Source organism: Methanohalophilus halophilus, assembly GCF_001889405.1.
Taxonomy (GTDB): domain Archaea; phylum Halobacteriota; class Methanosarcinia; order Methanosarcinales; family Methanosarcinaceae; genus Methanohalophilus; species Methanohalophilus halophilus.
The window spans coordinates 681,367-702,295 of sequence record NZ_CP017921.1; the positions used below are offsets into that span (position 1 = coordinate 681,367).

23 protein-coding genes are annotated in these 20,929 nt (G+C 43.5%); 15 read left to right on the forward strand and 8 right to left on the reverse strand.

Annotated elements, in window-relative coordinates:
- Positions 1 to 196: 196 nt before the first annotated feature.
- Together BHR79_RS03375 and BHR79_RS03380 are read left to right on the forward strand one after the other, a co-directional pair.
- Positions 197 to 484, forward strand: coding sequence for a YunC family protein (locus BHR79_RS03375; protein WP_072561063.1), 288 nt, complete (start codon positions 197 to 199; stop codon positions 482 to 484).
- A gap of 1 nt (position 485) precedes the next feature.
- Positions 486 to 1,523 carry a TRM11 family SAM-dependent methyltransferase gene (locus BHR79_RS03380; RefSeq protein ID WP_072561064.1) on the forward strand — a complete coding sequence of 346 codons (1,038 nt, stop codon included), beginning with the start codon at positions 486 to 488 and terminating at the stop codon, positions 1,521 to 1,523.
- Here the strand turns inward: BHR79_RS03380 and BHR79_RS03385 are convergent.
- From BHR79_RS03385 to BHR79_RS03395, 3 genes are read right to left on the reverse strand one after another with little or no spacing between them, the layout of a single operon-like run.
- Positions 1,517 to 2,077, reverse strand: coding sequence for a M48 metallopeptidase family protein (locus tag BHR79_RS03385; protein ID WP_072561065.1), 561 nt, complete (start codon positions 2,075 to 2,077; stop codon positions 1,517 to 1,519). The genes BHR79_RS03380 and BHR79_RS03385 overlap by 7 nt on opposite strands.
- The gene (gene truA, locus BHR79_RS03390; protein ID WP_072561066.1) at positions 2,074 to 2,895 is read right to left on the reverse strand and encodes a tRNA pseudouridine(38-40) synthase TruA; all 822 of its coding nucleotides are present in this window, start codon (positions 2,893 to 2,895) and stop codon (positions 2,074 to 2,076) included. The genes BHR79_RS03385 and truA overlap by 4 nt, the downstream gene beginning before the upstream one ends.
- Positions 2,896 to 2,915: 20 nt before the next feature.
- Positions 2,916 to 3,608 (reverse strand): ArsR/SmtB family transcription factor, encoded by a 693-nt coding sequence (locus BHR79_RS03395; RefSeq protein WP_072561067.1) that lies wholly within the window; start codon positions 3,606 to 3,608, stop codon positions 2,916 to 2,918.
- Positions 3,609 to 3,727: 119 nt separating this feature from the next.
- Between BHR79_RS03395 and BHR79_RS03400 the strand changes: the two genes are divergently transcribed.
- Complete coding sequence (locus BHR79_RS03400; protein WP_072561068.1) at positions 3,728 to 4,795, forward strand: formate--phosphoribosylaminoimidazolecarboxamide ligase; 1,068 nt, start codon at positions 3,728 to 3,730, stop codon at positions 4,793 to 4,795.
- 316 nt (positions 4,796 to 5,111) lie between these two features.
- Here BHR79_RS03400 and BHR79_RS03405 read toward each other — a convergent pair whose 3' ends face one another.
- From BHR79_RS03405 to BHR79_RS03415, 3 genes are all read right to left on the reverse strand, one after another.
- Complete coding sequence (locus BHR79_RS03405) at positions 5,112 to 5,576, reverse strand: hypothetical protein (RefSeq protein ID WP_072561069.1); 465 nt, start codon at positions 5,574 to 5,576, stop codon at positions 5,112 to 5,114.
- Positions 5,577 to 5,634: 58 nt separating this feature from the next.
- Entirely contained in the window at positions 5,635 to 6,954 is a 1,320-nt protein-coding gene (gene dnaG, locus BHR79_RS03410) for a DNA primase DnaG (RefSeq protein WP_072561070.1), read from the reverse strand.
- A 580-nt stretch (positions 6,955 to 7,534) separates the two neighbouring features.
- Positions 7,535 to 8,158: an RNA 2'-phosphotransferase gene (locus BHR79_RS03415; protein ID WP_072562281.1), complete on the reverse strand. Its 624-nt coding sequence runs from the start codon at positions 8,156 to 8,158 to the stop codon at positions 7,535 to 7,537.
- Positions 8,159 to 8,288: 130 nt separating this feature from the next.
- On the opposite strand from BHR79_RS03415, the gene BHR79_RS03420 reads away from it, so the two are divergent.
- From BHR79_RS03420 to BHR79_RS03470, 11 genes are all read left to right on the forward strand, one after another.
- Positions 8,289 to 9,413, forward strand: a complete 1,125-nt coding sequence (locus tag BHR79_RS03420; protein ID WP_072561071.1) for an OB-fold nucleic acid binding domain-containing protein — start codon at positions 8,289 to 8,291, stop codon at positions 9,411 to 9,413.
- Between the two features lie 128 nt (positions 9,414 to 9,541).
- The gene (locus BHR79_RS03425) at positions 9,542 to 9,946 is read left to right on the forward strand and encodes a cobalamin B12-binding domain-containing protein (RefSeq protein ID WP_072561072.1); all 405 of its coding nucleotides are present in this window, start codon (positions 9,542 to 9,544) and stop codon (positions 9,944 to 9,946) included.
- Between the two features lie 60 nt (positions 9,947 to 10,006).
- Positions 10,007 to 10,216 carry a hypothetical protein gene (locus BHR79_RS03430; protein WP_072561073.1) on the forward strand — a complete coding sequence of 70 codons (210 nt, stop codon included), beginning with the start codon at positions 10,007 to 10,009 and terminating at the stop codon, positions 10,214 to 10,216.
- Positions 10,217 to 10,315: 99 nt separating this feature from the next.
- Positions 10,316 to 11,419, forward strand: coding sequence for a sensor histidine kinase (locus BHR79_RS03435; RefSeq protein WP_083433019.1), 1,104 nt, complete (start codon positions 10,316 to 10,318; stop codon positions 11,417 to 11,419).
- Positions 11,420 to 11,588: 169 nt separating this feature from the next.
- Positions 11,589 to 12,191, forward strand: a complete 603-nt coding sequence (locus tag BHR79_RS03440; RefSeq protein ID WP_072561075.1) for a CBS domain-containing protein — start codon at positions 11,589 to 11,591, stop codon at positions 12,189 to 12,191.
- A 59-nt stretch (positions 12,192 to 12,250) separates the two neighbouring features.
- Positions 12,251 to 13,003, forward strand: a complete 753-nt coding sequence (locus BHR79_RS03445; RefSeq protein WP_072561076.1) for a CBS domain-containing protein — start codon at positions 12,251 to 12,253, stop codon at positions 13,001 to 13,003.
- Positions 13,004 to 13,048: 45 nt separating this feature from the next.
- Complete coding sequence (locus BHR79_RS03450; RefSeq protein WP_234970381.1) at positions 13,049 to 14,059, forward strand: CBS domain-containing protein; 1,011 nt, start codon at positions 13,049 to 13,051, stop codon at positions 14,057 to 14,059.
- Positions 14,060 to 14,083: 24 nt separating this feature from the next.
- Complete coding sequence (locus BHR79_RS03455; RefSeq protein ID WP_072561078.1) at positions 14,084 to 14,923, forward strand: CBS domain-containing protein; 840 nt, start codon at positions 14,084 to 14,086, stop codon at positions 14,921 to 14,923.
- Between the two features lie 28 nt (positions 14,924 to 14,951).
- Positions 14,952 to 15,728 carry a CBS domain-containing protein gene (locus BHR79_RS03460; RefSeq protein ID WP_200796357.1) on the forward strand — a complete coding sequence of 259 codons (777 nt, stop codon included), beginning with the start codon at positions 14,952 to 14,954 and terminating at the stop codon, positions 15,726 to 15,728.
- Between the two features lie 9 nt (positions 15,729 to 15,737).
- Positions 15,738 to 16,904 (forward strand): RNA ligase, encoded by a 1,167-nt coding sequence (locus tag BHR79_RS03465; protein ID WP_072561080.1) that lies wholly within the window; start codon positions 15,738 to 15,740, stop codon positions 16,902 to 16,904.
- Positions 16,905 to 16,951: 47 nt separating this feature from the next.
- Positions 16,952 to 17,992, forward strand: coding sequence for an EF-Tu/IF-2/RF-3 family GTPase (locus BHR79_RS03470; protein ID WP_072561081.1), 1,041 nt, complete (start codon positions 16,952 to 16,954; stop codon positions 17,990 to 17,992).
- Here BHR79_RS03470 and BHR79_RS03475 read toward each other — a convergent pair whose 3' ends face one another.
- Positions 17,993 to 18,730 carry an RAD55 family ATPase gene (locus BHR79_RS03475; RefSeq protein ID WP_072561082.1) on the reverse strand — a complete coding sequence of 246 codons (738 nt, stop codon included), beginning with the start codon at positions 18,728 to 18,730 and terminating at the stop codon, positions 17,993 to 17,995.
- A gap of 133 nt (positions 18,731 to 18,863) precedes the next feature.
- Between BHR79_RS03475 and BHR79_RS03480 the strand changes: the two genes are divergently transcribed.
- A complete protein-coding gene (locus BHR79_RS03480) occupies positions 18,864 to 19,865 on the forward strand; it encodes a stage II sporulation protein M (RefSeq protein ID WP_072561083.1) in 1,002 nt (333 codons plus the stop codon).
- Here the strand turns inward: BHR79_RS03480 and BHR79_RS03485 are convergent.
- Positions 19,855 to 20,877 (reverse strand): methionine synthase, encoded by a 1,023-nt coding sequence (locus BHR79_RS03485; protein WP_072561084.1) that lies wholly within the window; start codon positions 20,875 to 20,877, stop codon positions 19,855 to 19,857. The genes BHR79_RS03480 and BHR79_RS03485 overlap by 11 nt on opposite strands.
- Positions 20,878 to 20,929 lie beyond the last annotated feature (52 nt).

Consider the following 20,929-nt stretch of genomic DNA (forward strand, 5'->3'; position numbering starts at 1 on the left):
ACAAGAAACAATACTCATGTACATAAAGTTTCTACATTATTGCAATAATAGATGTTTTTTGTCAAATTAATTAATAAATTGTGAAGCAGAGCTTCTAAATACCTTCTTTCCTTTTCTTCTACTTTAGTATATCAGGACATGCTTTAGACAAAATTGAAGTCAATGAATCCAACATCAATCTAACCGGGTGAGCAAAATGATAATAGAACAGATCAAACTGGAAAATGGTACGGCACAGGGCCTCAAATGGGAACTGGAAAACGCTTCCTTGCTCCTGATCAAAGCCGATATGGGTTATGTGATGTGTGGTTACCTCAATATGGAAACTGCAGACAAACTGGAGGATGTGGCTGCTGTGGTAAGCGGTGTGGACAGTTTTGAGGATGTACTGCAGGCCCCCGTAAAATCCGTGAGCAAAAAAGCCCTCGATGTCGGAATTGAGGAAGGTATGACCGGCAGACAGGTTCTTGAAAAGATGTTCTGATATGCGCTACGCTTTTGAATTATCCGGGGATCATGAAGAAATCGCTGCAGACGAGGCTCTGACCTGTCTGGTTACCGATGGCCTCAAGCCGGTATACACGCAGCATTATGACCATTGCCTTGTGGTGGAACTTGAAGAGCAGGATGCTGAAATTAGGTTGAAAAAAATCGCCGGAAAACTGGCCATGTGCCATCATATCCTGCGCGTTGCTTTCATCTGCAATAATGAACCCGAAACCATTATTTCCAGTGCAGAAAACTGCGACATAAAAACCCATCTTTCTGCGGGCCAAACATTTGTAGTGCGGGCCCGGAAGGTCAATCACCATACTACCGTGGAAGGCTCCTATCTGGAACAGAAGGTAGGTGGAGCTGTTTTCAGGAAAGGTTACAGGGCCAATCTCAACCAACCCAATATTACCCTGCGGCTCATACTGACCGAAAAATGCGTGTGTGGTTCTGTCATTGCATCCATAGACCGCAAGGCTTTCCATGCACGTGCACCCCACAAGAAACCCTTTTTCTATCCCGGGGTACTCATGCCCATCACAGCCCGGGCTCTGGTAAATCTTGCAGGGGTAAACAAAGATACCAGACTGCTGGATCCGTTTTGTGGTACTGGCGGCATACTTGTGGAAGCGGCCATGCTGGGGTCAAAGATAATCGGCCTAGAAGCACGCAATGAGATCATACAGGGAGCAAAATTGAACCTGGAATATTTCGGAGGGAATTATAACCTGTTGCAGGGTGACGCCTGTAAATTACCCCTCAAAAACAGCTGTATTGGTTCAGTGATCACCGATCCTCCTTATGGCAGGTCAGCCATGATCAAGGCAGAATCCATCCGGCATTTATACGAGGAATCTTTCGGAGAAATGTACAGGGTTCTCAAACCGGGCAGTAAAGCAGTGATCGTATCAGAGATGGATATTAAGAGGATCTCACTGGATGCAGGATTTACCATATTGAAACAATACAGCCAGAGAATACACAGAAGCCTGACCCGCAATATTACAATTTTGCAAAAAAATAATCAGTAAAATGCCTTTTTAATAAGATGCCAGTATGCTGCAAGTTCCAGATCATACTTTTGCCGTTGCGGATATCTGGCTTCTACCAGGTTCCAGAATTTTTTATTATGCCTGAATTCGATAAGGTGCAAAAGCTCGTGATACACAATATATTCTATCAGATTATGCGGCAGATACCTCATATGCCGGTTGAAAACAAGTTTTTTGTGACTGCTGCAGCTGGCCCATTTCCTCTTCATTTTCCTGAAAGTTAAATCCCTGACTTCCACTTCCAATTCACTTTGCAGCCTTTGTACAATGCTTTCCACCAAACTATAAAAATGAGGATCTGCGCGTCTTCTTTCTAATCTCTTTTCGCCGGCTAGAGCAATAATTCGCTGCAAATGCAGATGTTTGTTATAAATCCAGTCTGTATTTTGCTCGATAAAGCCTGCAGCGTTGCCATATCCTTTGGGAACGATCACCCGCAACATTCCGTCCTTAAACTCCAGCCTTGCGTATTTGACTGGACGGTGAACTATATCATAATCTATTACAGCATCCCGGATATGTAACTGCATCATTCAGCCTTTTTTTCTTTAGGCAAAAACTGGTCCATTACCTCGGCTAACACCTGGTGATAAACAAGATAATCCTCTATTCGTTCACGGGAACGACGCATGGAGTAACCGTCATCAAACCATTGGACCGAATCTCCATAATTCACATCTGTCAGGATAAGCCCATAGGGTTTTGCAGGTTTGATACCCTCTTCATAGGAAGCAGGGTCCAGCATGTTTTCCAGCCATTCCAGATCCCTGGCACCACTGCCCACAAGCAACAGGACAGTTACAATCTTGCGAATCATTTTCCACAGGAAACTGTTGGCCGTGATATCGATCCTGAGCAGGTTGCCGGCAAGTCTCACATCAATCTTCTCGATTCTGCGAATGGTACTGCGTCCGTTATCCCTGAAACAAAAATTAGCAAAATCATGACTTCCTTCAAGGATGCTGCAAGCGGCTCTTATTTTTGAAATATCGGCACCCATTGAAGGTGTTATATAGCGATAGGTACGATTTCTGGCATACCTTCTGGGATGAAAATCACTGTCAACTTCAGCACGGGACCACGCCCATATATCCCCGGGTAATTTGGAATTGATCACTCTGGGAATGGCCAGCTTGGGTTTATCGGTATCAAAAGCCACCACCTGTCCCATGGCATGTACTCCGGTATCCGTACGCCCGGCACTTACAAACCTGGCAGAGGAAGGATCCTCGATAATCTCAAGGGACTGCAGGGCCTCTAAAAGTTTCCCTTCCACGGTGGAGACTCCGGGCTGCACCTGAGAACCACGATATGAAGAGCCAATATAAGCGATTTTGAGAGCAACTCTCATACAGGATCACTTGTGCCCAATTATACCTTTTTCCTATTATACATTTCCCACAACGCAAGTACTGCTATTATAAACAGGCATCCTAAGAAGAACCATACACCTATATGAGAGAGGATATCCGCAGATATTAGACTGCTGGCATCTCCTGCACCTGCAGATTCACCGGCTGCCCTGGCAGCTTCTGTGGTTGCGTTTGCAGGGGCTTTGGCAGCAAAAAGGGCCGTATCATTGCTGGTATTGTCTGGCGGCATCTCAGACATCACCGCAGGTCCAACCGGTGGCATGGTCTGTCCCAGAGGTTCAAACTCCCTGAGATATTCAATACCCAATGCTGCAAAGAGAGCTGCTCCTGCCATTGCCACATATTTGCGCAGCATGCCGAGGATACTGGAGCGATCGGTTTTGCTGCTACCCGGAACTACCACGATCATTTTCTGCATGGGTTCATATATCTTGATCTCCCTGCCCTTGCGACTCCATTTGGTCTCCTTTACCTGTATGAGTTCGCTTTCCAGCAAGCCATCCAGATTGTACTTGATAGTGGTAAGGGGCATATCAAGCTCTTCGGCTATCGAAGTTGCAGACATGGGCTGTCTTGCGAGCAATTCCAGAATCTTCAGGGATTTCTCACTGGAAAGGGTCTGGGTGATTTTACGTGAATCTTCATTTAAAGGTAAAACCAATACTTTTTCCGTATTGTCATCGTTTTCCATACAAAGGAGTATCAATCAATAAACTAATAAATTTAGTGTAATGTGCGGAACGCTTCGTAGTATATCCTTAAATTTAAATATCACTTCCGACAATGTAATGTAACTTTTAAGGCGATATCATGATCACGAAAAAGCAAATCTCCGACATCCTGAAAGACTACAATACCGATGACCTGGCGATTGCAACGGTATGTTCTCATTCTAGCCTCCAGATATTCCATGGAGCCAGGAAAGAGGGGTTAAAAACAATCGGAATTTGCATAGGTGAACCTCCGCGCTTTTATAATGCTTATCCTCTGGCCAAACCTGACGAGTTCATATCTGTTGACAGTTACAAGAATATCCCTGATATCGCCCCCCTTTTAAGACAGAAAAACGCCATAATAATACCTCATGGTTCCTTTGTGGAATACATGGGTGCAGATAAATTCCTTGATCTTGAAGTACCCACCTTTGGTAACCGTGCTGTACTCAATTGGGAATCAGACCGCACAAAAGAGCGGGAATGGCTGGAGGGAGCAGGAATTCACATGCCCCGGCTTGTAGAACCCGAGGATATCCACGGCCCTGTTATGGTGAAATATCATGGTGCCAAAGGAGGACGCGGTTTCTTCATTGCCAAGAACTATGAGGAATTTCTGGAAAATATAGATGAAAGTGAGAAGTACACCGTCCAGGAATTCATTGTAGGGACGCGTTATTACCTGCACTTCTTCTATTCACCGCTCAGGCAAGAAGGATACAGGCTCAGTAACGGAACGCTTGAAATGCTGAGTATGGACAGGCGTGTCGAATCCAATGCCGATGAGATATTCCGTCTTGGTTCTCCTAAAGAACTCGAGGAGGCAAACGTACAGCCTACCTATGTTGTTACCGGCAACGTTCCCCTGGTAGCCAGGGAATCCCTGATGCCCAAGATATTTTCCCTCGGGGAACAGGTTGTAGAGGAATCCCTCAAACTGTTTGGCGGCATGATAGGATCCTTCTGCCTGGAAACGGTTTTTACAGACCAGCTTGAGATCAAGGTCTTCGAGATTTCAGCCAGGATCGTAGCAGGGACCAATATATACACCAATGGTTCCCCCTACTCTGATTTCATAGAGGAAGGATTATCCACAGGCAAACGTATTTCCCAGGAAGTCAAGCTTGCAGCAGAGCAGGAACAGCTGGAAGTAATCCTTTCCTGAAATACACGAGAAGGCAAATCCTGCCTCTCTTTTTTCTTCAAATCGTTTTTGAATTAGGTATGTTCCAATAGCCATGCTGTGATTTGAAAAAGACAAAAAAGGAGAGGGGGTTGTTGAGGAATACTCGATGATGGGGGGATGAGTTTTGGAGGATCAGTACTGCAATACTCAATTGGGGGAGTTTGGGGGTATTTTCGCAGTATTCCTCAACTAGTCCTCACAAATAATCTATAATATATATAGTTTCTTATTTTTCGTTATGTTTTTGAATGTCCAAAGATGGCAACTGTTGCATATTACAATCAGCGATTGACTTTCAATTATTGAGAATTAACGAATTATTTACAAGACCCATATTTTTCTCAACTCTCTGCAGGGTTGTTTCATTTGAAAAATTAAGAGTGGCTGCATTATCCTCCAGAAAAATGCCCAGACTGCAGGATTGATTGAGAATTTGACTGTACCTGTCAGTCACAGGTTGCAGGCCTGGAGATGGACTGAAAGATTGCATTGTTTCTTTGGATTCCCTGCAGTTAGCGGTAAGGTTTCCAGCAGCTCTTTCCAGTGCCACCATGTCCCGAGCTTCAAGAGCCTGTTTGATATCGGCATAATCGGAATGGATTATATCGATCGAACCCTTCATCCATTTCAGGTAATCTACATCTTCCTTGCCCTGAGTCACGGTTTCATTAACATCATTCACCGTATCCCCTATCTCAGAACATCCTGAGGTAAACAGTGCAAAAATCAATAACAAAAAAAGCAGGCCTCTCCTCTGCACGATATTTCCTCCTGCAAAGGAGAGGTATGAAATATTGATATAATTTACGGGATAAGTATCAGGCAGACGTGTAAACTTTTACGTTTGCAGGACTTTTGGTGATATTGCCTTTTTTCACGCCTATCAGGGTATCGATCCCTTTGTTGGATGCTATGTCCAGTATACGCTGGGTAACAACACCATCAAATACCACACTTTTCACATTCTCTTCTGAATTTTTCAACGTATTCACAAGATCACGTACAGGTGTTTCATTGACAACTTTATCATCCTGGTCAAGCAGGCGTGCTCCCAGGGTACCTGCAAGAGATTCCGAATGAGGACTTAAACGTTTCAGAACGGGATGTTGCGATGGCGTAGGTTTTGTCCTGGAAGGTTTAGGTTTTTCTTTTTTGATAGGTGGCTCGGAAATCTTTTTAATTTTGGCAGCGGGATTCCTGGCACGATCGGGTTTGACCCTTTTCTCACGTTTTGGAACCCTGGCGATACGGCCACCTTTTTTAGGACCTGAAGAGCTGGGTGGTTTGGCTTTTTCAGCAGGTATATCGATAGAATAGGCTTCCATGGCCTGTTCTACCGGTACTTTCTGGCGAAGAGCACGTATGATTTCCCGCTGTACAAGGTCCTCAACCGTTTTACCATCCGGGGCACGTGCCACATAATCGATATCTGCTACCTGCAGCAGTTCCTTGATAATGAGCTTGCCTCCTCTGTCACCATCGGTAAATGCGGTTACGGTCTTTTTCCGGGTAAGTTCTGCGACCTCGGGAGGAACATTGGTACCACCCACACAGATAGCATTCTTAATACCATAGCGCAGCAGGTTCAGGACATCAGCACGTCCTTCTACCACTACAATGGCATCGGAATCAACTACATTGGGACCGCAGGGGATATTCTTATTCTTGCCAAAGAACTGCATCTCTTCGACACGTACGGATTGACGTACTTCGTCAGCGATTTCCTGGGATTCTGGCAGGTTGGCATCGAACATACCTGTGAGAATGAACTTGGCCCTTTCAACTATGTGTTTGCGTTTGGTCGCACGCACATCCTCTATATTGCTAACTTCGATATTCGCAGAACAGGGACCCACCCTGTCAATGGTTTCCAGGGATGCTGCGAGGATTGATGTCTCGATCCTGTCCAGACTGGAAGGAATGTGTATGTTGCCCTTGGTCTTTCCACCCTTGGTGCTTACAACGACCTCGATCCTGCCTATCCTGCCGGTCTTCTGGAGATCACGCAGATCAAGATCAGACCCCAGCAAACCTTCGGTCTGCCCGAAGATAGCTCCTACAATATCAGGGCGTTCTATCACCCCGTCAGCATTGATTTTTGAATGAATGATATACTTTGTTGTATCAGTACTTTGCATTGTTGATTCACTCCTTATTCTTAGAGAATGCAGTAAAATCGCGATCAGAACAAAGTAAAACAGAATCAATATTTCCAGAAGTCACCACATCAAGCCCGGATATTGCCGGCTCTATGCTTTTGTCCCCCACGGACAAATGTTGTACCAACAGTCCGAATGAACACATAAAACTGTGAACTAACTTGTTTAAGTTCAATTTTGCTTGTGTGATTGGATCTTACCTAAACTATCCAATGTTATATAACCGACCTTTCGGAAATATATGCTTCTATGAGTGATGAAATCTGATAATGCTTCCGTTTTATTGATCACTGGCCACCCATGTTGGCAGCCAATTGTAATGATCCAAATTTATCTGCATTGGCTGATTATTCATTAGATCATAACACCTAATGAAATTTGATTATCTTAATAATGATCATATATTTTTAATGACCAATTCTAGTTGGATTTTGTCCTTTAAGAACTTTATGGTACTTACCAAAGAACAAAAAGAGCAGACTAAAAGAAAAGAGTGTATGTATCTCCAGTGGAAACATGGGGGTCTGCTGCTAATCTTTTCCCATATAACAGGGATTACTTATTCGCCTGCAATTTTTATGTATTCGGGTAAAATTTCTTTGCTGAGTACTATCTCGTCGTTGGCACAGAGGAACTCATATCCATCTTTTGCAGCACTTTCTGCATCTATCTCAAGTATCACCGGATTATCGGTATGCACCGAAGCCGCCTGTCTTGCACGCTGGCTGGTATTACTCAGATGAATATAGGTCTGCCTGTAAGGTTTGATACCGTTTTCCAGAAGCATATCAACCTCTTCCTGACTGACCCCATAATAGAGTACATCAGAATCATACAGGGGATAATCAAGATCCACATCTATAGAATGGCCATAGCGGGCACGTATAAAAGAGTCATCAATTTCATATCTCTGTTTGGGATCAGATTCCACAAGGGACACCAGACGCATCTTGCCTGCCCACTTATACCGTTTTTTCATTGCCTCACAAAAAGCATCAAGCTCGATCCAACCCTGGGCATCCATATCCAGCCCTACATCATCCGGAAAATGCCTGAGGACACCGGAAACGAAACGTCCCAGCCTCATCTCATGCTCATCATCGAGCATAAATTTACCTCTTTCCCCGCACCGGGGGCATTCCTCACCACGGAAATAGCCGTGTTCTTCACACTTTCGGATCATGATATCAGGAGAGGGATGGAACTTATGGTTAATTATATTATCGGAATGACAGGTTTCGTTAGGTTTATCACATTCGCCCTGCAATGAAGACTAAACCAATCATTGTTTATTTAAAATTGCAGGTGTGCTGATGGACGATATCGATACAGTATATGAAAAACTGGAAGGCATAATTTCCAGGGAAGAATTTGAAGCAAAGGTAGAAGAGAAAATAGAGGAGATGCATAACCTCTGTGATGTCCAGACAGCCGCCCTGCTGGTAGCACATAACCTCGGTGCTACGGATGCGGGCGTTGAAACGATTAAGATTGCGGATATAAATGAGTCATCATCCAACGTGAGTTTCACAGGAAAAGCTGTTTCTGTTTTTGAACCAAAGGAATTCAGCCGTGACGATGGCACCACCGGCAGGGTTGGAAATATTATAGTGGCGGATGAAACAGGTTCGATCAGGGTAACTCTCTGGGATGACCTTGCAGACCTTTTAAAAACCGGGGATATCAGTACTGGTAAGAGTTACAATATCAGTGGTTACGCCAAAGAAGGTTATTCAGGAATTGAAGTTAATATCGGGAGAGGAGGAGGCATTTCTGAAAGTGAGGAAAATGTCAAGGCAAATATTAACCTCTCCGGTATATCGGACATAAAGGACGGGGATTCTGATGTAAATGTTGTTGGGATGGTCCTGGATGTATCGGATGTCCGCACTTTCCAGAAACGTGATGGTTCTGAAGGTAGGGTGCGCAACATTACAATCGGGGATGAAACCGGTAAGATCCGGATAACCCTGTGGGACGGACGTACTGAACTTGCAGATAAACTTGAAACCGGGGATACCGTGGAAATAATTAATGGTTACGCCCGGCTTAACAACTACAGCCAGGAAGTAGAGATACAGGTGGGCAACCACAGCAGTCTGCGCAAAACTGACAGGGAAGTGGAGTTTAAAGAAGATTATACTCCAATTGCTGACATAATCCCCGGCCAGCCCTACTCAATCAAAGGAGCAGTATCCGGTATGGGAGACCTCAAGGAATTTACCCGCAGCAATGGCAGTGAAGGAAAGGTTTCCAATATATATGTCTCCGATGAAACGGGCAGGATCAGGATTGCGCTCTGGGATGAAAAGGCTGAACTCGTGGACAAAGTCGATATCGATACACCGATCAAGATCATCGACGCTTTTGCTAAATCCGGTTTCAATGAAGAAGTGGAACTCAACGCCGGGGGACGGAGTAAAGTAATAGTTGACTGAAAAACTGAATTTTGTCCTCCAATTTTTCCACGGCTTAAGGTCGTGGCCTTTTTTCATATATTTTTATAACGATAACTTTTAATACATTCATTATAAAATACCACTTATAATATATCAGGGCATTTATAATGGATCGTTTAAACAAAGATAAAGCTCTTGATTTTGAAAATGCATTACTTGAATTTGATCGCGTGCATGCTGAACAGATACTTGAAGGCGCCCTGTCAGAAAATAATACTTTTCAGGTAATCGATGAAATTGTGTCTCCTGCCCTAACAAGAATCGGGACCTCCTGGGATACAGGTGAAATTGCCCTTTCCCAGAATTATATGGCAGGCAGAATTGCAGAACAACTTATGGACGAAATTTTACCTGCCGAAAGTCCTGAAAGAATTGATCACCCCAAAATAGCCATAACTACACTTGGCGATTATCACATGCTGGGTAAAAAGGTTGTTACTTCAATGCTGCGATCAACGGGACATTCGATTAAAGAATATGATAACATGGACCTCATTGAGAAACTCAATTAAGATGATATCGATCTGCTCCTCACATCAACCCTGATGCTTAAGCAAAAATAACAGATCATTATGGAATCGAAAAACCCTATACTATTGCTTTCAAATGACCTCTATTCCTATGGTGCAGGACTCACTTCCAATAAAGAGATGTTAAAAGACGCATCCATACTCAATATACAGGATTTCGGGAACCTGGACCCTGCATCACAGCAAGAAATGCTAAAAAGCCATGGTACTCTGTATATAATCACATCTGCCAATGAAGGACCTTTACCCTAGGTACTGGACATATGTGATAATGAAATATACCACATAAAGGCTGAAGAATGCCAGGACAGCAATAAATCCGCTTATCCGTATATTCTTAATGCAAAACTTATGGAATTAATGCTTGAGCAAAAGGAAGCAAAAAATCGCAACCTAAACGAGCAAATGTCCTCTTACTTGATAGCAATGGACTCAATCTATACTCTCTCCTCATATGATCGCAAAGAGGACATTATAAATCATACAAAAGAATTCTTTGCAATGATGTGCCTGCCCGAAAACCTATGTTATTTTGAGGCACATAACACAAAGGCACAAAGTTGCATGCATCTTACTGATTTCCAGAGAAAGGAAGTTATAGCTTTTCTTAAGAGCAATGAATATTACAAAATAGCCCCATCGAAAAAGAGTTTCTGTTTCAAGTTAACTTTACAGGACGGTGATGAAGGGATATTTGTTCTTGAAAATATAACTTATCAGAATCGTTTACATGAATTCTTGAATTTAACATTGAGCATTCGCAGCGTGCTTACACTAATACTGGAGAATATTGCCAGGCAGGATGAGTTGGTAACGTCACATAATTTACTTGCCGATGCAAATGATATGTTGAAAGTAATTAACAAGATTTTGCGTCATGACCTGGCTAATAATCTGGGTGCCATTAAAATGTCCCTGGAGATGAATGAAACCAGGCCTAATCCAAAATACATCCAAATTTCCAAAAAAGCTGTTGACCGCAGTTTTGAAAAAATCAATGACATGAAAGGACTTGAAAACATTATCAGCACCGGGAAAAACCTTGACTGTTATGAAGTGAAGGAAATTATAGAAAAAATTGCAGGTACAGATATTGAGATGGATATTTCCATTGATGGCAGATGCAAGGTTCTGGCAGATAATGCGTTATCCTCTGTTTTTGAAAATATAATAAAAAATGCAATTGCTCATGGTAAAGCCAATAAAATGAAGATAAAAATGGAACCTTCCGGGAAGTATTGTCATATTTCCATAGAGGATAATGGCACAGGGATCCCCGATAAAATTAAGACAAAAATTTTTAAGGAAGGATTTACTGAGGGCGGATATAGCAATTCTGGATTGGGCCTGTATATCTCAAAAAAGGTTATAGAAAGGTATGGAGGCCACATTGCAGTAAAGGATAATACACCACATGGAGCAAAATTCATCCTGGATATTCCTTCTACAAAATGATTTTTCCTGCATTAAAGCCCTATAAATAATATTTGGTAACATTCTCCTTCAGGCATGCTTATTTTTATAATCAATACCCTCATCATTTTCCCGGAAAATTTCTATCGAATGCAAAATGAACATCTATATAAGGCATAAACAGAAATATTCTATATAGGAGTGTGATCCAATGATCGTGCAGGAGCATAACAGCAAAGACTCGGCTTATGGGGGAATCGAGAGTCAAATACCTGTTGGGGATCTTATGTCCCACAATATTGTGAGCTTAGATGCTACCTGCAACATTTTTGAGGTTGCCAGGGAAATGATGGCAAAAGGTACCGGCAGCATCATAATAAGCAGGGAAAATAAACCTATTGGCATAATCACAGAGCGTGATATTGTTGGCAAGGTGGTAAAGCAGGACCTAACACCCAGCTCTGTCCCGGCAACAGAAATCATGTCATCTCCAATTATAATGGTAGAAGCTTCTACTAACGTTATAGAAGCATCCAGGCTGATGGTAAAATCGAATATACGTAGGCTTGCAGTCAATAAGGGGGAAGATATTGTTGGTATTATTACAGATAGGGACATCCTTACAATTTCTCCGGGCCTCAACACTATTTTAGAGAACCTCATTGAAATGAACCGGGAAACAGGGATTCCTGAAGAGAGCTATCTGGAAAGAGGAATCTGCCAGCGTTGTGGTTCGTATGTGGATGAACTCACAAGCGTAAATGGGCTGGCCCTCTGTGAAGACTGCAAGGAAGAAGAAGGATACTACGACTGAAAAGACCATCAAACCAACGCCGCAAATAAGGGGGATTTTGCACGCAGATAAATGAAACTATGTCAGAGGACGCAGTGTATCTGCACGAAAGTGACACTGTGACCCATGCTCGCCAGTTGATGAGAGATTATTTCCTAAGGGGAATTCCTGTTGTGAATGACAATGGGAAGGTTTTGGGAATGATCACTGATCAGGATATTTTGAAAGTGGCATCCACAAAATCAAATGTCACTGTTGCCGGTTTTGTGAGCCCGGTCCCACAGATAACACCTGAGACTGATATTTACAAGGCCGCTTCCTTGCTACTGGAAGCAAAACTTGAAAGATGTCCCGTGGTTAAAAGTACCATTGAACAAAACCTGGCAGGAATTGTAAGCAATACCGATCTTCTTGGCAAAATGGTGAGTCGGGATTTATCAAAATCTGTCAGGGAGATCATGACGTCTCCTGTCACCACATGCACACCGAAAGATAACATCGGGGAAATCTGGGCTGCTATGCTTGAAAATGATTATACAGGCCTGCCTGTGATCTCAAAGAAAAATAAACTGATGGGCATGGTTACCAGGAGAGACCTGATAAAATCGGGGTTTGCACGTATCGGTGTCAGGGAAAAAAACGGCAGCATACACAATCAGCCAGTTGAGAAAGTAATGTCAACACCTGCCTACAGCATCAAACAGGATACATCTGTGAAAGAATGTACAGAAAAAGTCCTGCATTATGATATCGGCAGATTAACAGTGGCTGTTGAAGACAAACCCGTAGGCATTGTAGACAGAAGCGACCTGCTCAGGGCCTATACCGAATAAGTAGGCTTTGTAGAGATGATATAACACATTATACGGGTGGTATAGGTGAATTCAAAGGATAAAACACGTATTCAAAAAGAGGATAAAATGAGTTCCAGACAAAAAAACACCGGTAATCCAGGAGGGACAGATATCAGCAAGGATCCAAAAGCCTACAGTATGGAGAGTACAATGGATAGGGGAAATGTCAACTTCAAGGCTCATATAGCCCAGCATGAGGGAAGTATGCTGGCCGTTGCAACAAAAGATGTTATTTCCGCAAATCCAACTACTCCCATAATAGATATCATTAAAAAAATGAGCAAGATGCATTTCAAGCATATGCCTATTGTCAATGCAGGTACATCAAAACTTGAAGGTATAATCACTTCAGTGGATATAATGGACCTTCTGGGTGGAGGAAAAAGAAGCCTTTTCGTGGAGAAAAAATTCAAGGGTAACCTGCTTTCAGCTATAAATGCACAGGTGCGCTACATAATGGAGCATGACGTCCACAGTTTGAGGAAGGATGCACATATTGAAAAGGCCTTTGAGTTGATGATAGACAAACATATTGGATGCATCCCTGTAGTGGACAATGATGGTCATCTGGAAGCAATCTGCACCGAAAGGGATTTCCTTACCTTTATAGAAGGAGTGCTGACCGGGAAAAAGGCCGAAAAGTGGCAGACCAGAAATGTCAAAACTGCGGATGCAGCAACTTCGATCTGGGATGTTGCCAGGACAATGGTTGAAAATGAATTCAAAAGGGTTCCTATTGTCAGGGATAATATACTTGTCGGAGTCGTTACATCTTCCGACATCCTCAGTTATCTGGGAACCGGGGAAGCTTTTGAAAAACTCACCACGGGTAACATCCACGAGGCTTTCGACAGCCCGATTAGCTCTCTCTTGCATAATGAGCTTATATGGACAATACCTGATGCTGATCTCGGGGAAGCAGCAGAGATTATGCTTGAAAAAGGAATCGGATGCCTTCCTGTGATAAAAGATGGTAATCTAGAGGGAATCCTGACAGAAAGGGATATCCTGCTTGCACTGGCAGATAAACAATAAAAATTTCTTACGGAGGATAGGAAAATGAATGTATCGGATATAATGAGTACTCCGGTCTATGTGATTGGAACAGAGGAACCTGTATCACACGCAAGGAACCTGATGTTTCGTCACAAGATCAGTACTTTGATAGTTGTTGAAGAGGATGAAATAAAGGGAATAATCACAAAAAGTGATATTAGCAGCCGCCTTGCACAGGCAGAACCAATGTGGAGACGGCGCCCCATTGACAAAATCCCGGCAAAAATGGTGATGACTGCTGAACCGATTATCACTATTTATCCCGATGCATCCGTATCTCAGGCTATTAACCTGATGCTGGAAAATCAAATCAACAACCTGCCGGTGTTCAAGAACAAACTTCAGGGAATCGTAACAATCGGGGATGTAGTCAGTTATGTAGCGGATAAAGCCATAACAACTAAAATTTCCGAAGTGCTTACCGATGACGCTGTGGAGGTGCACCGCCATCATACAATCAACCATGTAATAGATGAAATGGACAAACACAGGGTCAGTAAAGTAATAGTGATAAACGATGTGGGTGACACTGTCGGTATGATCTCCACCCGGGATATTGCTCTTAGTGCCATGGAGGATAATGAAGGTAAAATGCAGTCAAAGAATATCAAAATGGCACGTAAACCCACTCAGGGAGGTGAAAAAACATACAGGTATGTAAAAGATGTACCTCTGGTAGCAGAGGATATAATGGTCGAACTTGATGGGGTTGTAAATATCGAAGATAACCTCTCAGATGCGGCCAAGGTAATGGTAGAAAACAATCGTACAGGCCTTCCTGTCGAAAAGGAAGGAAAGATAGTAGGAATCTTGAGCAGAATCGATATAATAAGGGCTGCTTAAGCAGGTAAATTCCCAGGAGATGTTTATTATGCAGGTAAAGGACATAATGGTACAACCAATAAGCGTAGATAAAGCAGACACTATTTCTCATGCACTGGACATAATGGAAAAGAACGATACAAGGAGGCTGCTGGTTACTCATAGCGGTCAGCTTGTAGGTGTCCTGACTATGAGAAATCTTACCAAAGAACTGGGAACCCGCAAGAAGGGGGCCAAACCTGCCTCTTCCCTTCATGTGGCCACTGCTGTATCGGATAATTTCGTGAAAGTTCTGCCAGATACCGACCTTGATGATGCCATTACCCTGATGAAAAAGAAAGGCGGGGTTCTGATAGTAACCGATAATGAGGATATAATGGGCTGGGTTACTCCCCAGGAAATCCTTCAAAACCTGTATTTCGATGGTTTTGCCGGTGAAATGATGATAAAGGAACCTGTAGTCGTCAATCCGGCCGACAGGGTAAGTCATGTAAGGCACATAATACTCGAGAACAATATGGGCAGGTTCCCTGTAATGGATAGCGGTGAACTGCTGGGCATAATTACCGAACAGGATATTGCCAGAGCGATGAAAGCCTTCCGGGAACTTGTATCCGGAAACCAGCAGGATTCCAGGATCAAGAATCTGATTGTCGAGGATATAATGAAAATGGGTACCAGAACCGCCTACACCAACACACCGGTTGCCGAGGTGGTTGATATGATGCTCAAGAACAATATCGGTGGTGTGCCGGTACTCAATCTGGAAGAGGATTTCGCGGGCTTTATCACCCGGCGTACTCTTGTAGATACCCTGGCAAAGTGAAGGTAAAGAATGAAAGGTTCGGAGAAACCGGAACTTGATATGGAAAAGACAGCCCGTTTTTTAGGGCTGTCAGTCTCCAGACTGGAAAGGCTGTTTGAAAAAAGACTCCTATCAAGAAACTGGGGAAAGTACACGAATTTTTTCAGGTTCGAAACTTCTGTCTCAGGTATAGAAAGAGGAAGTGTGCTCCTGCAAAAGCGCGATGGAAAACTGGATTTAATCCTGGGTTTCCCAAAAATACAGCGTGCAATGCTGCTTGAGCCTTCTATAAATAACCATTTTTCAGAAATTGATAAACTCATAGTCGAAGAAAAGATGAACGGCTATAATGTCCGTGTAATTGAAAACGCAGGGAAACTTATCGCTTTCACCCGCAGCGGGCATATCTGTCCCTATTCCACAGAAAAAGTCAATTATCTTTTAGACCCCTCCTTTTTCAGACAATATCCTGACCTGGTAGTGCACGGGGAAATGGCAGGCCCCGAGAACCCTTATGTCTCCAAAAAAGTCTACGATACACAGACACTGGATTTTTTCGTCTTCGATATACGCCATAAAAAGACTGGACAACCCCTGCAGGTCAAACAAAGAAGAAAACTGGCCAACACCTTTGGTTTTAAGCAGGTTCCTTTCCTGGGAGAGTTTGCAAGGAAAGAGGCTGCTGAAAAGATTATGCAAATTATAAAAAAACTGGGGGAAATGAAACATGAAGGGGTGGTCATCAAGGATTTGGATATGGACCTGGCACCTATCAAATACACATGTTCTCAGAGTAATTGCGCCGACCTTGAACATGCTTTCAAGTTCTACAACGAGGTGGGACGGGATTACCTGTATTCCAGGGTAGTCAGGGAAGGTTTCCAGACCGTGGAATGGGATGAAGACGAAGATACAATGGATAAACGATGCTTAAGGCTTGGCAGAAGCATCATCTCTCCTATGGCCGATTCTGTCCGAAGGGTTGGCAACGGTGAAAAACTCTATGATGAGATCACCCTGCGGTTTGAGAGTCCACAAACCCTGCAGGAATTTGAGGAATATTTCCGCCGGCTTGGAATAGATGCTACTTTTGACCGGCTGGGATATTCAGGCGGAGAAATTATGGTTAACCTCCAAAAACTCAACCAGAGTACCACCGACAAGACCGAATCAATGTGGGAAGGCAACCTCTGGTAAAGTAACACATTTATGCACCAAACACTTGTTAGTGCATAGGTGTAACAATGACTAAAATCGCAATTATCGGAAGTGAGGGAAGTGGCAGGACTTCCCTGGCGGCAAAACTGGGTAAAAAAGGCACAGCTGCAGATATCACCATGTATGATTATGCCAAAAACGATGTGGTGATGACAACCATCGATGCCAACGGTTACCCCAAATCCGTCAAACCCCTTGTCACTGCCCTGCAACTTTCCGACATAGCCATGCTCTGTATTCCACCAGAAGGCCCTGATGCCTTTGCCGGGGAATGTATAATGGCCCTGGACCTCATGCAGTACAAACACGGGATTGTCGTGCTCACCAAAGCGGATACCTCATATCCTTACGCCCAAGAAGAACTACAGAAAAACTTGCAGAAAATCCTTTCTCCAACTACCCTGGCAAACTGGGAATTTGTAAACCTCTCCACCCAGTCCTTCGAAGGACTGGATGAGATCAAAGAAAAGATCTTTGAGCTTGACAAACAGGTCAATTCTGAATATGAAGAACTCAACGATAAACCAGTCCGTATAACTGTTGACCAGTCCTTCAATGTCACGGGAATTGGCTGTGTGGTACTGGGAATTGTGGAACAGGGTACAGTGGATGCAAAGGATAAACTGACAGCCTACCCTGCAGACAAGCCTCTGGAGGTCAGGTCTATCCAGATGCATGATGAAGATGTAAAAAGTGCTCCTGCAGGCGCCAGGGTCGGCCTTGCCCTTAAAGGTGTCCAGTCAAAGGATATTGAAAGGGGTTTCATTATTTCTGAAAAGGAAGAGGTTGCTGAATCTCTTGTGCTTGAATGCACCCTTTCCTCTTTTGCTTCTCCTCTCAAGATATCCGATGTACCCCATATTTTTACAGGCTTGCAGTCATCGCCAATGCGTATTGAGAAGATCGAGATTGATGGAAAGGAAGCCGAGCAGGTAAATGCCAGTCAGCAATGCACACTTCATTTAGACGGCTCCCACGAAATAGCCTACAGGCAGCAGGATAGATTCATAATCACGAACCTGGATGCAAAACAGCGATTTACAGGTTATGGTTTTGTTAAGGAATAATTATCTTCTGCCGAGTACCTCAATGCCTTTTTCCCCGAACCGGAAAGCCTGTCTGGATATGGGATGGGGCACACCTCTCATTTTTATGATCTGAAGAGAGCGATCTTCATCATCTGAAGCCGGATTATGGAACAATATCACACCATCGGCAGCGAAATGCTCTGAAGATACACTTAAAGGAGCGGGATGGTCATCTATAAGAAGAGTCGTGCAACCCAGTGCCTGTAGATTGCGCACAAATCGTGCCATTTCCATTTTTTCCAGACATTCGTCTTGGTTGGAAAAATGTATGGATGAGAGAGGATCCACGACAACCCTTTTGATATCATTGGCCTCTACATATGCAGCTATTTCCTTGAAAACAATTGAAGCAGAGGGAGGTTCTCCTTCCACAGGATAGGGATTCATGTCGGATTTTGGAGTTATGACTTGCTTTAATTCATCCATGTACCCATATTCCATCTCCGGACCCAGATCTGCAAAGAATATTTTTTTCATTTTCATCAGGGCCGGCAGGTTGAGAGAGTAAGTAGAAATATCAGCTACAAGATGCTCGGAATTCTGCATCAATGTGACATAGAGACCTGCAGCCCCGAAAGACGCCCCATGTGTCAGGTACTGCATACCAAAGGTACTTTTACCACTACCCGGGGAACCATTCAATAGATAGACCCTCCCCTGTGGCAAACCTCCTCCTATCAGTTCGTCAAGCCCTTCAATTCCAGTCTCTGCCTTCATCAATACCCTCAAATAATATATGCAAAAACTTCTAGGTATTCAATGCATACATCAAGTTATATTAAACTAAATTAATATTATACTTTAGAGGTATATTAAAGTTATAGTTAACATCACCAAAAATGGTCGCAACATGTCATTCAAACCAAATATCCTGATAAAATGGCCTGCTTTTCTGTGGTGTCTGAAAATATTTACCTATTCAGCCATCTTAACAGCTTTACTGGCACTGGCAGCTTATGCAATTATGACGGCCCTAGCAGAACCTGTAACTATAAATGAGACCATTGATAGGGCCACATCCGCTGCAACTTCAAAAGTCCAGCGGGGCGCAGGATACGTGGGAATTACCTGGTCGATCTTCCTGTTTAACAGCCTCGCTGCCCTTACCGCTTCGGCAGGGACTGCGGTTTTTGTCTATTTCAACCGCTTCCTGTTGAAAGATATCACATCCCGCAGGCATCATCACAATTATGCAAAAATCTCCATTGCAATGGAAAAAGTACTCTATTCGATCTACAGGGTACTGGAGTGGCCTGCTGAACGTTTTTTTGGATTCCAGTCCATTAATACCCAAAAAGCAGAAAATTCAGTATGGAATTATACAGGCTACAGCAGGTATCATTTCCAGCTACTTACAGCAATAGTCCCATTTTCAGTTCCCCTGCTTGTAGCAGCCGCCAACGGGGCCATTCTGGGAATGCTTTTTGCTCTCCACTTATTCAACGGGGCTTTTTCGGGTTACCAGCTAGCCGGAATCAATGGAATTGTGGCTGGAGTTGTCTATAACATCACTTTTTTCATATCCGCAATCCTGCCCCACGGGATAATAGAAATTCCAGTCATCCTTGCCAGTACTTCCATCGGGTATGTAATTGCAGACTCCAACTGCCGGCTTATAAGGGACAAAAATCTTTTCGTTTCCGATAATATAGCAGACCTAGAGGCGGATATAGCAACAGAAGAAAGGAATACAGGAACAATCCTGTTTTCTCCCTTATTCTGGAAGATTTACTTATTGTTTGTACTGTTGCTTCTGATAACCGCTTTCATAGAGACAGAGGTTACACCCAACATAATTACCCGGGCCCTTTCACTAGTGGAACCCTTTGTATCCTCATTGCTCAATTCCTGAAAGTATCAAGAGCCTCTGCTACATTACCAAGCAGGGTGGAAGCTATTTCCGGGGTCGGCCAGGAACCCAGACCACAATCCGGCCCGACATATTTGATCCGATCCCCGAATATTCCATAAGCATGTTCTAGACGCTTGAGGATGGTAGAGGGAGTTTCCATGTCAGTTACCAGTTCCTGGAGCATTTCAGGCTTCTGCCAGGCATTGGTTGAATATTTTTCATTGAGAATTGCTACAAGATTGAAAATATCCGTTCGTGCCACACCGGCCCTGAGGAAAGAATCTGTTTCCTCGAGCACCTTTTTATCAATAAGTTCCAGATAGGTGGGACTGGCTGCTGATTCCACACCAATTACATTGATACCTGATGTACGACAGGGAAGCTCGTAGTACAGCGGGGAATGCAGGTGGATCTCTACGTCCACTCCCTTGCGGGAAGCGGTTGCAGAGGCTTTTTCCAGTGCATTTATAATTTCATCATCATCAAACATAACCTGAGGGTTGATACCAATACTGGGCTCATCGATGGATACGGTATGTACATTGAAATTGGTTGCGTCATCAATGGCATTGGTTACGAATTTATCAATGCTTTGTCCAAAAAGTTCCAGTATATCATCATAGGAAGTTCCACCGAATTCCTGTAAGTATAATTCCAGTGGCCCTGTCACACAAACACGGACATCGGGTTTTGTACCGGTTTCCGTTTGATACTCTTCTGCAGCTTTTTCAATTGCTTCAAGTTCAATAATCTTCGCACAACTTTCCTTTACGTCAAAGGGACCCTCTATGCATTCAGGATTATTAAGGATTGAAAGGAACTGCTTATTCATATCCTGAAATTGAGGATAGGTTGCAACGTCCACACCGGCATCCAATTTTTGCCGGAATGTGGATTTGATGACATCAAAAGCCGCAGGTTCATGTGCGGGTATTGCTTCTCTTAACCACTCTGCACTTATTCCTCCTTGAAGAGGGAAACTGCCGATATCATCGAAAATCAGTTCAGTCATGCTTTCCAATGAGCAAGCTTCATTAATAACAATTGCGCAATATTTAATGGTA

Coding starts and splice junctions, on each gene's coding strand:
- BHR79_RS03375 (WP_072561063.1), top strand. CDS start 197: ATGATAATAGAACAGATCAAACTGGAAAATGGTACGGCACAGGGCCTC.
- BHR79_RS03380 (WP_072561064.1), top strand. CDS start 486: ATGCGCTACGCTTTTGAATTATCCGGGGATCATGAAGAAATCGCTGCA.
- BHR79_RS03385 (WP_072561065.1), bottom strand. CDS start 2,077: ATGATGCAGTTACATATCCGGGATGCTGTAATAGATTATGATATAGTT.
- truA (WP_072561066.1), bottom strand. CDS start 2,895: ATGAGAGTTGCTCTCAAAATCGCTTATATTGGCTCTTCATATCGTGGT.
- BHR79_RS03395 (WP_072561067.1), bottom strand. CDS start 3,608: ATGGAAAACGATGACAATACGGAAAAAGTATTGGTTTTACCTTTAAAT.
- BHR79_RS03400 (WP_072561068.1), top strand. CDS start 3,728: ATGATCACGAAAAAGCAAATCTCCGACATCCTGAAAGACTACAATACC.
- dnaG (WP_072561070.1), bottom strand. CDS start 6,954: ATGCAAAGTACTGATACAACAAAGTATATCATTCATTCAAAAATCAAT.
- BHR79_RS03415 (WP_072562281.1), bottom strand. CDS start 8,158: ATGATCCGAAAGTGTGAAGAACACGGCTATTTCCGTGGTGAGGAATGC.
- BHR79_RS03420 (WP_072561071.1), top strand. CDS start 8,289: ATGGACGATATCGATACAGTATATGAAAAACTGGAAGGCATAATTTCC.
- BHR79_RS03425 (WP_072561072.1), top strand. CDS start 9,542: ATGGATCGTTTAAACAAAGATAAAGCTCTTGATTTTGAAAATGCATTA.
- BHR79_RS03430 (WP_072561073.1), top strand. CDS start 10,007: ATGGAATCGAAAAACCCTATACTATTGCTTTCAAATGACCTCTATTCC.
- BHR79_RS03435 (WP_083433019.1), top strand. CDS start 10,316: ATGGAATTAATGCTTGAGCAAAAGGAAGCAAAAAATCGCAACCTAAAC.
- BHR79_RS03440 (WP_072561075.1), top strand. CDS start 11,589: ATGATCGTGCAGGAGCATAACAGCAAAGACTCGGCTTATGGGGGAATC.
- BHR79_RS03445 (WP_072561076.1), top strand. CDS start 12,251: ATGTCAGAGGACGCAGTGTATCTGCACGAAAGTGACACTGTGACCCAT.
- BHR79_RS03455 (WP_072561078.1), top strand. CDS start 14,084: ATGAATGTATCGGATATAATGAGTACTCCGGTCTATGTGATTGGAACA.
- BHR79_RS03460 (WP_200796357.1), top strand. CDS start 14,952: ATGCAGGTAAAGGACATAATGGTACAACCAATAAGCGTAGATAAAGCA.
- BHR79_RS03465 (WP_072561080.1), top strand. CDS start 15,738: ATGAAAGGTTCGGAGAAACCGGAACTTGATATGGAAAAGACAGCCCGT.
- BHR79_RS03470 (WP_072561081.1), top strand. CDS start 16,952: ATGACTAAAATCGCAATTATCGGAAGTGAGGGAAGTGGCAGGACTTCC.
- BHR79_RS03475 (WP_072561082.1), bottom strand. CDS start 18,730: ATGAAGGCAGAGACTGGAATTGAAGGGCTTGACGAACTGATAGGAGGA.
- BHR79_RS03480 (WP_072561083.1), top strand. CDS start 18,864: ATGTCATTCAAACCAAATATCCTGATAAAATGGCCTGCTTTTCTGTGG.
- BHR79_RS03485 (WP_072561084.1), bottom strand. CDS start 20,877: ATGACTGAACTGATTTTCGATGATATCGGCAGTTTCCCTCTTCAAGGA.